The 11,936-nt window shown below is 57.8% G+C and carries 9 protein-coding genes and 4 pseudogenes; 9 read left to right on the top strand and 4 right to left on the bottom strand.

Translation table 11 applies throughout. The features are described from left to right. From GM30_RS23230 to GM30_RS27655, 3 genes are all read right to left on the bottom strand, one after another. On the bottom strand, window positions 1-1,160 hold a 1,160-nt coding region (locus GM30_RS23230), incomplete at its 3' end, for a proton-conducting transporter transmembrane domain-containing protein (RefSeq protein ID WP_274519074.1). Next, entirely contained in the window at window positions 1,160-1,780 is a 621-nt protein-coding gene (locus GM30_RS23225) for a 4Fe-4S dicluster domain-containing protein (protein ID WP_049850514.1), read from the bottom strand. The genes GM30_RS23230 and GM30_RS23225, both read right to left, overlap by 1 nt. An 89-nt stretch (window positions 1,781-1,869) precedes the next feature. Further along, window positions 1,870-2,001 (bottom strand): hypothetical protein, encoded by a 132-nt coding sequence (locus tag GM30_RS27655; RefSeq protein WP_274519073.1) that lies wholly within the window; start codon window positions 1,999-2,001, stop codon window positions 1,870-1,872. Between the two features lie 86 nt (window positions 2,002-2,087). Here GM30_RS27655 and hypA point away from each other — a divergent pair, with 86 nt between their 5' ends. The 6 genes and pseudogenes from hypA to flhA all read left to right on the top strand — a co-directional run bounded on the left by hypA (window position 2,088) and on the right by flhA (window position 7,767). Further along, a complete protein-coding gene (gene hypA / locus GM30_RS23220; RefSeq protein ID WP_049850513.1) occupies window positions 2,088-2,438 on the top strand; it encodes a hydrogenase maturation nickel metallochaperone HypA in 351 nt (116 codons plus the stop codon). A gap of 3 nt (window positions 2,439-2,441) precedes the next feature. Continuing rightward, a pseudogene (gene hypB, locus GM30_RS23215) lies at window positions 2,442-3,259 on the top strand (hydrogenase nickel incorporation protein HypB). Further along, window positions 3,250-3,522: a HypC/HybG/HupF family hydrogenase formation chaperone gene (locus GM30_RS23210; RefSeq protein ID WP_049850512.1), complete on the top strand. Its 273-nt coding sequence runs from the start codon at window positions 3,250-3,252 to the stop codon at window positions 3,520-3,522. The pseudogene hypB and the gene GM30_RS23210 overlap by 10 nt, the downstream one beginning before the upstream one ends. Beyond that, complete coding sequence (hypD, locus tag GM30_RS23205) at window positions 3,522-4,643, top strand: hydrogenase formation protein HypD (protein ID WP_049850511.1); 1,122 nt, start codon at window positions 3,522-3,524, stop codon at window positions 4,641-4,643. Before GM30_RS23210 ends, hypD begins: the two co-directional genes overlap by 1 nt. Further along, a pseudogene (hypE, locus tag GM30_RS23200) lies at window positions 4,640-5,645 on the top strand (hydrogenase expression/formation protein HypE). The gene hypD and the pseudogene hypE overlap by 4 nt, the downstream one beginning before the upstream one ends. 53 nt (window positions 5,646-5,698) lie before the next feature. After that, window positions 5,699-7,767 (top strand): annotated as a pseudogene (gene flhA, locus GM30_RS23195) (formate hydrogenlyase transcriptional activator FlhA). A 29-nt stretch (window positions 7,768-7,796) separates the two neighbouring features. On the opposite strand, the gene GM30_RS23190 reads toward flhA, so the two are convergent. Beyond that, entirely contained in the window at window positions 7,797-8,159 is a 363-nt protein-coding gene (locus GM30_RS23190; protein ID WP_193391798.1) for a nitrous oxide-stimulated promoter family protein, read from the bottom strand. A gap of 188 nt (window positions 8,160-8,347) precedes the next feature. Here GM30_RS23190 and GM30_RS23185 point away from each other — a divergent pair, with 188 nt between their 5' ends. The 3 genes and pseudogenes from GM30_RS23185 (at window position 8,348) to mutS (ending at window position 11,915) form a co-directional block, all read left to right on the top strand. Beyond that, window positions 8,348-8,869, top strand: a complete 522-nt coding sequence (locus GM30_RS23185; protein ID WP_049850509.1) for an NlpC/P60 family protein — start codon at window positions 8,348-8,350, stop codon at window positions 8,867-8,869. Window positions 8,870-9,009: 140 nt separating this feature from the next. After that, complete coding sequence (locus tag GM30_RS23180; RefSeq protein WP_049850508.1) at window positions 9,010-9,261, top strand: SymE family type I addiction module toxin; 252 nt, start codon at window positions 9,010-9,012, stop codon at window positions 9,259-9,261. A 126-nt stretch (window positions 9,262-9,387) separates the two neighbouring features. Continuing rightward, window positions 9,388-11,915: pseudogene (mutS, locus tag GM30_RS23175) on the top strand (DNA mismatch repair protein MutS). Window positions 11,916-11,936: the final 21 nt, after the last annotated feature.

The raw sequence follows: 11,936 nt of genomic DNA, 5'->3' as shown, positions 1-11,936 counted from the left end.
CAGCCAATGAGAAACGCCGCGCCGGTGAGCGGCATCAGCTTCGCCAGGCCGCCCATTTTTTCCATATCACGCGTGTGGACGCGGAAGATGACCGCCCCGGCCCCCAGGAACAGAAGCCCTTTGAACAACGCATGGTTCAGCAGGTGGAACAGCGCGCCGAGCAGGCCGATGACTGCCAGCAGCGGATGATGGCTGGCGATGCCGACCATCCCCACGCCGACGCCCATCAGGATGATGCCGATGTTCTCGACCGTGTGCCACGCCAGCAGACGTTTGATATCGTGCTCCGCCAGCGCGTACAGCACGCCCAGCACGGAAGAGACNNCCAGCACCAGGATACCCCACCAGCTCTGGCTCGCGCCCAGCAGATCGACCCCCACTTTGATGATGCCGAAGATCCCCACTTTCACCATCACTCCGGACATCAGCGCAGAAGCGTGCGACGGCGCTGCCGGGTGCGCACGTGGTAGCCAACTGTGCAATGGCAGCATACCGGCTTTCGCGCCGAAGCCGAGGAAGGCGAGGACAAAGACCACGGACGCCATTGACGGACTCAGGCTGAGGTGACGAAACGATGCAAACTCCAGACTGCCGCTCTCGCGCCACATCAGGAAGAAGGCCACCATGATCAGCACTGAACCGGCGTGGGCGATAAAGAAGTAGAGCAGACCGGCCTTGATGGATTCTTCGCTCTGGTCGGCGATCACCAGGAACCACGACGCCAGCGACATCATTTCGAACAGAATGATGAACCAGAAGCCGTTGTCCATCACCATCAGGCCAACCATTGAGGCAATGAACAGGTTCATAAAGAAGCCCATCGACGCCGCGCCTTTGCCCAGATACTCCTCCATATAGGAGAGCGAGTAGAGCGCACAGAGCGTCACCAGCAGTGAAATGACCGTCACCATAAAGGCGGCAAGGCTGTCCATACGCAGGCTAAAGGGGGCAAACGAAAACGGCCCCGTGGCGCTCCAGGTCAACACGTCTCCCCCGAGCAGCACCGGCAGCGCGCTGCAAAGCCCGAGGATGCCCCCGGCGATGGCGCACAGCCCGGCGATACGGATAGCACCGCGCTCGTTATTCTGCAGCAGCAGCGAAATCACCCCACCGGCGACGTACAGCACCACAGACCACATCAGTAATTGCAGTGAATCCATCAGTTTTGCTCCCCTGTGAGGTTAGCCATGCCTGGCAGCGCATCCGGCATCGACAGCGCCGTGAGCGCCCTGCGCTGCTGCATCTGCGCGTCCATCGACACAGGTTCGATAAGGTGCAGCGCGTGCGTTGGGCAGGAACGAATGCAGGCCGGGCCTTCAGGCAGGAAGTGGCACAGGTCGCATTTCACCGCGACGCTGCGGATACCCGCGTTCCAGCTCAGAAAGGGGTTCATCCCCTCCGGGCTTGCCGGGACATCACCGAGCAGCCCGGCGGGTGCGGCATGTTCATATTGCGGAGGCACATCAACCGGCGTACTGCCTGCCGGAACAATGGCGCCGAAGGGGCAGACCAGGCCGCACAGCTTGCAGCCGATGCACAGGCTTTCGTTAAGCAGAACGCCGCCCTCCTCAAAGGCGATGGCGTTCACCGGACACACCTGTTTGCAGGGCGCGTCTTCGCAATGACGGCACAGCATCGGCGCTGTGCTGTTGTCGGTTCGCGTCATCACAAGCCTGGGGTGCTGCTGTAACCCCTGCGCTTTATGGACATCCGTGCAGGCTGCGAGGCAGGTATTGCATCCGATGCACCACTGAGGATCCGCAATCACAAAGCGGTTCATGTGTATTCCTCTGAAGCTGAAGAAAATGATCTCGCTTGTTTAGCAAATCCCATGCCATTTATATATTTACATTAAAATCAATAAGATAATTAAAAACGCTCGCCAGTAAGGCGTGTCATCGACAGTGTGACGACGTTTCTGACGATCGCTGTTTTCAGCCGATCCCCGATCACCGTCAGTAGTGGCGACGGATCGTCATAAATGTCATTTCTGCGCTGCATTTTTATGGTTCGGTTTAAAAATCAATACGATACAAGCTGGTCTGCATTTTGCATTTCCACGGCGAATTGCGGATGACGGAGGGGCTATGCACGAACTAACGCTGTGCCAGCGGGCGCTGGAAATTGTGGAACAGCAGGCTACGGCGAACGGTGCGAAACGCGTAACCGGGATCTGGTTAAAAATTGGGGCATTTTCTTGCGTCGAAAGCAGCGCACTTCGCTTTTGTTTTGATCTGGTATGTCGCGGCACGCTTGCGGAAGGCTGTAAACTGCACCTTGAAGAGCAGCAGGCCGAGTGCTGGTGCGAGCGCTGTCAGCAATACGTTCATCTGCTGTCACAACACGTCCGCCGTTGTCCACTGTGCCAGAGCGACGCGCTGCACATCGTGGCGGACGACGGGATGCAGATCCAGCGAATTGAAATTGATCAGGAGTAAGCTATGTGTACCACGTGTGGTTGCGGTGAAGGCAACCTCTATATTGAAGGTGACGAACACAATCCTCATTCGGCGTTTCGTGGCGCCCCGTTCGCCCCTGCTGCGCGCCCCGCGCTAAGCATTACCGGGATCAAAACGCAGGATTTCACCCCCACGCAGACCGAGCAGGGCGACCTGCATTACGGTCATGGCGAAGCGGGCACCCATGCGCCGGGCATGAGCCAGCGGCGGATGCTGGAAGTGGAAATCGACGTACTGGATAAAAACAACCAGCTCGCAGCCCGCAACCGCGCGCGCTTTGCCGCGCACCAACAGCTGGTGCTGAATCTGGTTTCCAGCCCCGGCTCCGGTAAAACCACCCTGCTGACTGAAACCCTGCAACGGCTGAACGGCCGCGTGCCCTGCGCGGTCATCGAAGGCGATCAGCAAACGGTCAACGACGCCGCACGCATTCGCGCCACCGGTACCCCCGCCATTCAGGTAAATACCGGTAAAGGCTGCCATCTGGATGCGCAAATGATTGCCGATGCCGCGCCGCGTCTGCCGCTCGACGATAACGGCATTCTGTTTATTGAAANGCGGTGCTGTCGGTCACCGAAGGCGAAGACAAGCCGCTGAAATACCCACATATGTTCGCCGCCGCCTCGCTGATGCTGCTCAACAAAGTTGATTTACTGCCCTACCTGAACTTCGACGTTGAAAAATGCATGGCCTACGCGCGGGAAGTGAACCCGAATATTGACATCATCCTGATCTCCGCCACCCACGGCGAAGGAATGGAAAACTGGCTTAACTGGCTGGAGGCACAGCGATGTGCATAGGCATTCCCGGCCAGATCTGCGCCATTGACGGCAGCATGGCAAAAGTTGACGTCAATGGCATCCGCCGCGATGTTGATCTCACCCTGGTCGGTCACGTGGATGACACCGGCGCGTCGCGCCTCGGCCAGTGGGTGCTGGTACACGTCGGGTTTGCCATGAGCGTGATTAACGAAACGGAAGCCCGCGACACGCTGGCGGCGCTACAGAACATGTACGATGTGGAGCCGGATGTCGGTGCCCTGCTGTACGGTGAGGAGAGATAATGCGCTTTGTGGATGAATACCGAGCGCCCGAACAGGTGATGAAACTGATTGCTCACCTCTGCGCGCGCGCCGAACGTCTCGATTACACCGCCGCGCGACCGCTGCGCATTATGGAGGTGTGTGGCGGGCATACGCACGCCATCTTTAAATTCGGTCTCGACCAGTTGCTGCCGGAGAACATCGAATTCATCCACGGCCCGGGCTGCCCGGTGTGCGTGCTGCCGATGGGGCGTATCGATACCTGTACCGAAATCGCCAGCCATCCTGAGGTGATTTTCTGCACCTTTGGCGACGCGATGCGCGTGCCGGGCAAAAACGGCTCGCTGATGCAGGCAAAAGCGCGCGGCGCGGATATCCGCATCGTCTATTCGCCGATGGATGCGCTGAAACTGGCGCAGCAGAACCCGCAGCGCAAAGTGGTGTTCTTCGGCCTGGGTTTTGAAACCACCATGCCCACCACCGCCATTACCCTGAAACAGGCGCGTGAGCAGAATGTCGATAACTTCTTCTTTTTCTGCCAGCACATCACCTTAATTCCCACCCTGCGCAGCCTGCTGGAGCAGCCGGATAACGGTATCGACGCGTTCCTCGCGCCGGGTCACGTCAGCATGGTGATTGGCACCGACGCCTACGGATTTATCGCCAGCCAGTATCACCGTCCGCTGGTGGTCGCCGGGTTTGAGCCGATGGATCTGCTGCAGGGCGTCTGCATGCTGGTCGAGCAGAAAATTGCCGCGAAAAGCCAGGTCGAAAACCAGTACAAACGCGTGGTACCGGACAGCGGCAACCCACTGGCGCAGGCCGCCATCGCCGAGGTGTTTACCGTCAAAGGCGACAGCGAATGGCGCGGTCTGGGGCTGATCAACGACTCAGGCGTACGGCTGACCGACAATTACCAGCGCTTTGACGCCGAAGCCCATTTCCAGCCAGCGCCGCAACAAGTGTATGACGATCCGCGCGCCCGCTGCGGCGACGTGCTGACCGGCCGGTGCAAACCCCATCAATGCCCGCTGTTTGGCAACACCTGTAACCCACAGAGCGCATTTGGCGCGCTGATGGTCTCTTCCGAAGGCGCGTGCGCCGCATGGTATCAATATCGAAGTCAGGAATGTGAAGCATGAAAAGCGTCCAGATAGCGCACGGCAGCGGCGGCCAGGCGATGCAGCAGTTGATCAACGATCTGTTTATGCAGGCGTTTAACAATCCGTGGCTGGCGGAGCAGGAAGATCAGGCGCGGCTGGAGCTGGCACAGTTCACCGCTCAGGGCGACCGGCTGGCATTTTCCACCGACAGCTATGTTATCGATCCGCTGTTTTTCCCCGGCGGCAACATCGGCAAACTGGCCGTTTGCGGGACCGCCAACGATGTCGCCGTCAGCGGCGCGATACCCCGTTTCCTCTCCTGCGGCTTTATTCTCGAAGAAGGGCTGGAGATGGCAACGCTGGAAGCGGTGGTCAATAGCATGGCGCAGACGGCAAAAGCCGCCGACATCGCCATCGTTACCGGCGACACCAAAGTGGTGCAGCGCGGCGCGGCGGACAAACTCTTTATTAATACCGCCGGGCTGGGCGCGATTCCGGCGGATATTCACTGGGGCGCGCAGACGCTGACGCCAGGTGACGTGCTGCTGGTCAGCGGAACCCTCGGCGATCACGGTGCGACCATTCTTAACCTGCGCGAACAGCTGGGGCTCGACGGCGAGCTGGTCAGCGACTGCGCGGTGCTGACACCGCTTATCCAGTCGCTACGCGGCATTACCGGCGTGAAAGCCCTGCGCGACGCCACCCGTGGCGGCGTGAACGCGGTCGCCCATGAATTTGCCGCCTCGAGTGGCTGCGGTATTGAGCTCAACGAACAACAGTTGCCGGTCAATGCCGCGGTGCGCGGCGTCTGCGAACTGCTCGGACTGGATGCCCTGAACTTTGCCAACGAAGGCAAACTGGTGATCGNCCCGCGCCGCTGCCGATCGCGTGCTGACACAGTTGCGTGCGCACCCGCTCGGCCAGAATGCCGCGATGATTGGAGAAGTGGTGGAACGCCGCGGCGTGCGCCTGACAGGTCTGTATGGCGTGAAGCGTACGCTGGATTTACCGCATGCGGAGCCGTTACCCAGAATCTGTTAATGCGTTAATTCAAAAGCCAGGTCGGTTTTCCGCGTCATTTTTGGATGAGTGCAATGTCATATACCCCGATGGGCGATCTCGGGCAGCAGGGGCTGTTCGACATCACCCGCACGTTATTACAGCAGCCGGATCTCGCCACGCTCAGCGATGCGCTGTTGCGGCTGGCAAAGCAGTCTGCACTGGCGGATCGGGCGGCGATCGTGCTGTGGCAGGCCGGCCATCACCGGGCCAGTTTCTACGCTGCACCAGCAGCGGGGGATCCTGTCACCAGTGAAGATGAAACGTTGCTGGCGAACGGGCCGATGCGCCGTTTGCTGTCGCGACCGGATGCATTACGTTGCACATGGCAGGAATTCAGCGAAACCTGGCCTCAGCTGGCGGCGGCACCCTTTTATCCGCCGTTCGGTCGTTACTGTCTGCTACCGCTGGCGGCAGAAGGTCGCATTTTTGGCGCCTGCGAATTCATTCGCAACGATGATAAGCCGTGGACGGAGCAGGAATACCAGCGCCTGCATACGTTTACGCAGATCGTCGCGGTCGTCACTGAGCAAATCCAGAATCGGGTCACCAATAACGTAGATTACGATATGCTGTGCCACGAGCGTGATAACTTTCGCATTCTGGTGGCGATTACCAACGCGGTGCTGTCACGCCTCGACATCGACGAGCTGGTGAGCGAAGTGGCGAAAGAGATCCATCACTATTTTCGCATCGATGCCATCAGCGTGGTACTGCGCAGCGACCGCAAAGGCAAGCTCAACATCTACTCCACTCATTACCTGGACGCGCACCACCCCGTCCACGATCAGAGTGAAACTGACGAAGCCGGCGCGCTGACCGAGCGGGTATTTAAAAGCAAAGAGATGTTGCTGCTTAACCTGCATGAACGCGATCCGCTGGCGCCCTACGAGCGGATGCTGTTTGAGATCTGGGATAACAAAATCCAGACGCTGTGCCTGCTGCCATTGATGTCTGGCGACACCATGCTGGGCGTGCTGAAGCTGGCGCAGTGCGACGAAAAAGTATTTACCGCCGCTAACCTCAAGCTGCTGCGCCAGATTGCCGAACGCGTCTCTATCGCGGTGGATAACGCACTTGCTTATCAGGAGATTCATCGTCTGAAAGAACGGCTGGTGGATGAAAACCTGGCGCTGACCGAGCAACTGAATAACGTCGAAAGCGAGTTCGGCGAAATCGTCGGCCGCAGTGACGCCATGAGCAACGTGCTGAAACAGGTCGAAATGGTGGCGCAAAGCGACAGCACCGTGCTGATCCTCGGCGAAACCNNGAGTTGATTGCGCGCGCGATCCATACGCTCAGCAGCCGCAGCGGCCGCCGGATGGTGAAAATGAACTGCGCCGCGATGCCTGCCGGTCTGCTGGAAAGCGATCTGTTCGGTCACGAGCGCGGTGCCTTTACCGGTGCCAGCGCGCAGCGCATCGGGCGATTTGAACTGGCGGATAAAAGCTCTCTGTTTCTGGATGAAGTGGGCGACATGCCGCTCGAGCTACAGCCCAAATTGCTGCGGGTACTGCAGGAGCAGGAGTTTGAGCGCCTCGGCAGTAACAAGCTCATTCAGACCGATGTCAGGCTGATTGCCGCCACCAACCGTGACCTGAGACAAATGGTGATCGACCGGGAATTTCGCAGTGATCTTTACTATCGTCTGAACGTGTTCCCGATCTACCTGCCACCGCTGCGCGATCGCCCGGATGATATTCCTCTGCTGGTCAAAGCGTTCACCACCAAAATTTCCCGCCGCATGGGCCGCAATATCGACAGCATTCCGGCGGAAACGCTGCGCGCGCTGAGCCGCATGGAATGGCCGGGCAACGTGCGTGAGCTGGAGAACGTGATCGAGCGCGCCGTGCTGTTGACGCGCGGTAACGTGCTGCAGTTATCGCTGCCGGAACTGACGACAGAAAGGCCAGCATCACAGCCAGTCGCCACGGAACAGGCGCAGGACGGCGAAGATGAATATCAGTTGATTATCCGCGTGCTAAAGGAGTCAAACGGCGTAGTGGCCGGACCGCGAGGTGCGGCGCAAAAGCTGGGGCTGAAACGCACGACCCTGCTGTCGCGAATGAAGCGGCTGGGTATCGATAAAGACGCGCTCGTGTAGTTGTTAACGAGATACGCCACGTTCGACTGTTACTTTTTCGGGCGATATTTTTCTGGCAATTCTGGCACCGGACGGCGATCGTCAATCAGATGGCGGAGGGTCAGAATCGGATGACGCCACAGCATGCGCGGCCCCGCCCAGCGCATAATCTGCTTCATCTCTTCCCGTTTCGCCGGTTGATAGCAATGCACCGGGCACCGCTTGCAGGCTGGCTTCTCTTCACCAAATACGCACTTATCAAGACGCTTATCCGCATAATCGTTCAGCGCCTCATAATGTCTGAATTCCGCAGAGGCATCAGGGCAACGCCGCGCATAGAGCGCAATCATTCTGCGAATCGTCAGCTTTTCACGATCGAGACGTTTACCCACTGTTGTGACCTCCGCAAACATAAGTTGCATCAATAATACCCCTTTAAGGATTTGTGCACCAGCCAAGAAAGATTCTGAGAGTCTAAAGTTAGACTGCCTTTTTCTTGAACAAAGAATAACCAGAACTTATTATTTACCCACTTTCCGACCGCACCCGAGGAATATCGTGTAAGGAATCCCCTCTCCCTTTTATATATTGATGGTTTGTTATGTATTTTAAAAAATTGATCCCTGCAATGGTTGTTATTGCAACATCCATGCTGGCAGGAAATGCTTGCGCTTTTAATATGCCCTCTGAATTTTCATCTCTGGAGAAATACCATCCATCGATGAATACGCTGCCTTCGCCAAAGGGCAATATTAAAAGCAAAATCTTGTCTCAATATGCCAAATGGAAAGGCACGCAATATCGCTGGGGCGGTCAGTCGCGCAGCGGGATTGATTGCTCTGCCCTGATGCAAAAAATTTTCCGCGGCTCGCTGCAGATGGAGCTACCGCGCACCACCGGCGAGCAGATCAAAGGCGGCTACCGTATCACGCAGCGCGATCTCCAACCGGGCGATCTGGTGTTCTTTAAAACTTCGCCGGATGATCGTCACGTGGGCGTTTACATTGGCCAGGATAAATTTATCCATGCGTCAAAAAGCCAGGGCGTCACAGTGTCAGAACTTTCAGACAGTTACTGGCAAGCCCATTATGAAACCGCGCGACGTATTACTGAAAATGTTTAATTCCTGATTCACCCGCTGTTATTTTTATCAGAGGGTGAAATTCTGGAAAGCGCCTCGCAATTATTCCCCCATAATATTCCTTATTTTATTCGACGTTATATGATGCCCCGGCAATAATTCTGAAAACCGCCGGAGAGATTATGCATAATATTAACGTTGCACCTGCCACTCCCACTTTGACTTCCCTGCGCCAGTTAACCGTCAGTTATGTGCGCAAGCGCCATATCAATCTCGATACCGGGCGTGCCACGCGGTTGTCGTGCAGTCCAAGCCTGGTACTGAGCGGTAAATGGCTGGAAGAGGCCGGTTTTTCCACCGGCACAACCGTCAGCGTGACGGTGGAATCCGGCATGCTGGTCATCCGCTCGCTACCGCCAAAAGAGAATCGTTAGCCGATGTTTATGAGGGGAGACTTTTTGCTGCGCCTCACCATTTTTTCATGCGACAATATGGCAATTAAGCGTATGTGAACTGAATAAATCTTTTTGATTTTCAATGAAAATGGACATCCGGATTCCATGACCACTATCGACAATTTCGACGCTCACACCCCGATGATGCAGCAGTACCTGAAGCTTAAGGCTCAGCATCCCGAGATCCTGCTGTTCTACCGCATGGGCGACTTTTACGAGTTGTTTTATGACGATGCGAAACGCGCGTCGCNGGGGGGGGGGAGCCGATACCGATGGCGGGCGTTCCGCATCACGCTGTGGAAAACTATCTGGCGAAGCTAGTGAACCTCGGCGAATCGGTGGCGATTTGCGAACAAATTGGCGATCCCGCCACCACCAAGGGCCCGGTCGAACGTAAAGTCGTTCGCATCGTGACGCCAGGCACCATCAGCGATGAAGCTCTGCTGCAGGAGCGCCAGGACAACCTGCTGGCGGCGTTGTGGCAGGACAGCAAAGGCTACGGCTACGCCACGCTCGACATCAGCTCTGGCCGTTTTCGCCTCAGCGAACCGGCGGACCGCGAAACCATGGCCGCCGAACTGCAACGCACCAATCCTGCCGAACTGCTGTATGCGGAAGATTTCGCCGAGATGGCGCTGATTGAAGGCCGCCGTGGTCTGCGTCGCCGCCCGCTGTGGGAGTTCGAAATCGACACCGCACGCCAGCAGTTGAACATGCAGTTTGGCACCCGTGACCTGGTTGGGTTTGGCGTCGAAAATGCGCCACGCGGACTCTGTGCCGCGGGTTGCCTGTTGCAGTATGTAAAAGATACGCAGCGCACCGCCCTGCCGCACATTCGCTCCATCACCATGGAACGTCAGCAGGACAGCATCATTATGGATGCGGCAACTCGCCGTAACCTCGAAATCACCCAGAACCTGGCGGGCGGCACGGAAAACACGCTGGCGTCGGTGCTGGATCGCACCGTGACGCCGATGGGCAGCCGCATGCTGAAACGCTGGCTGCACATGCCGGTGCGCGATACCCGAATTCTGGAAGAGCGCCAGCAAACCATCGCTGCCCTTCAGGATCGCTGCAGTGAACTGCAACCGGTGCTGCGGCAGGTCGGTGATCTGGAACGTATTCTGGCGCGCCTGGCGCTGCGTACAGCTCGCCCCCGCGACCTCGCCCGTATGCGCTATGCCTTCCAGCAGTTGCCGGAACTGCGCGCCCAACTGGCCGAGGTGGACAGCGCGCCGGTGCAGCGTCTGCGTGAGCAGATGGGCGAGTTTACTGAACTGCGCGAACTGCTGGAGCGCGCCGTCATTGAGTCGCCGCCGGTGCTGGTCCGCGACGGCGGCGTGATTGCGCCTGGCTATAACGCCGAGCTGGACGAATGGCGCGCGCTGGCCGACGGCGCGACAGATTACCTCGACAAGCTGGAAATCCGTGAACGCGAGCGTCTGGGTCTTGATACGCTGAAGGTGGGTTATAACGCCGTTCACGGCTATTACATTCAGATCAGCCGCGGGCAGAGCCACCTCGCGCCGATCCACTACGTGCGTCGCCAGACGCTGAAAAACGCCGAACGCTACATCATCCCGGAGCTGAAAGAGTACGAAGACAAAGTACTCACCTCGAAAGGCAAAGCGCTGGCGCTGGAAAAACAGCTGTATGACGAGCTGTTCGATCTGCTGTTGCCGCACCTCGCCGATTTGCAACTGAGTGCCTCTGCGCTGGCGGAACTGGACGTGCTGGTCAATCTGGCCGAACGCGCTTACACGCTCAATTACAGTTGCCCGGTGTTCAGCGACAAACCTGGCATTCGCATTGAAGAGGGGCGTCATCCTGTGGTCGAACAGGTGCTGAACGAACCGTTTATCGCTAACCCGCTGAACCTGTCGCCGCAACGGCGAATGCTGATCATCACCGGCCCGAACATGGGCGGTAAAAGTACCTATATGCGCCAGACAGCACTGATTGCTCTGCTGGCTTATATCGGCAGCTACGTCCCGGCGCAAAAAGTGGAAATCGGCCCCATCGATCGCATTTTCACCCGCGTTGGCGCCGCCGACGATCTGGCCAGCGGCCGCTCCACCTTTATGGTGGAAATGACCGAGACCGCCAACATTCTGCATAACGCCACCGAGTACAGTCTGGTATTGATGGACGAAATCGGTCGCGGCACGTCAACCTACGACGGATTATCGCTGGCCTGGGCCTGCGCGGAAAACCTGGCGAATCGCATCAAAGCGTTAACGCTGTTCGCAACCCACTATTTCGAACTGACGCAGCTACCGGAAAAAATGGAGGGTGTGGCGAATGTCCACCTCGACGCGCTGGAGCATGGCGACACTATCGCCTTCATGCACAGCGTGCAGGACGGCGCAGCCAGCAAGAGCTACGGTCTGGCCGTTGCCGCGCTGGCTGGGGTGCCGAAAGAGGTGATTAAACGTGCCCGTCAGAAGCTGCGCGAACTGGAAAGTATCACGCCAAACGCCGCCGCCACACAGGTTGACGGCACGCAGATGTCGCTGCTGTCCGTACCGGAAGAGACCTCACCGGCGGTTGAAGCGCTGGAGAATCTCGACCCGGATACGCTGACGCCGCGTCAGGCGCTGGAGTGGATTTACCGCCTGAAGAATCTGCTGTAACCGCTGTTACCGCAACACCAA

Source organism: Trabulsiella odontotermitis (genome assembly GCF_001188485.1).
GTDB classification, from domain to species: Bacteria; Pseudomonadota; Gammaproteobacteria; order Enterobacterales; family Enterobacteriaceae; genus Trabulsiella; species Trabulsiella odontotermitis_A.
This window is presented reverse-complemented; position numbering and strand designations above follow the sequence as displayed.

Bases quoted from the DNA above. Each gene is read 5' to 3' on its own strand.
- GM30_RS23180 (WP_049850508.1), top strand. From the start codon at position 9,010: ATGCATAATATTAACGTTGCACCTGCCACTCCCACTTTGACTTCCCTG.
- hypD (WP_049850511.1), top strand. From the start codon at position 3,522: ATGCGCTTTGTGGATGAATACCGAGCGCCCGAACAGGTGATGAAACTG.
- GM30_RS23210 (WP_049850512.1), top strand. From the start codon at position 3,250: ATGTGCATAGGCATTCCCGGCCAGATCTGCGCCATTGACGGCAGCATG.
- hypA (WP_049850513.1), top strand. From the start codon at position 2,088: ATGCACGAACTAACGCTGTGCCAGCGGGCGCTGGAAATTGTGGAACAG.
- GM30_RS23190 (WP_193391798.1), bottom strand. From the start codon at position 8,159: ATGTTTGCGGAGGTCACAACAGTGGGTAAACGTCTCGATCGTGAAAAG.
- GM30_RS23225 (WP_049850514.1), bottom strand. From the start codon at position 1,780: ATGAACCGCTTTGTGATTGCGGATCCTCAGTGGTGCATCGGATGCAAT.
- GM30_RS27655 (WP_274519073.1), bottom strand. From the start codon at position 2,001: ATGCAGCGCAGAAATGACATTTATGACGATCCGTCGCCACTACTGACG.
- GM30_RS23185 (WP_049850509.1), top strand. From the start codon at position 8,348: ATGTATTTTAAAAAATTGATCCCTGCAATGGTTGTTATTGCAACATCC.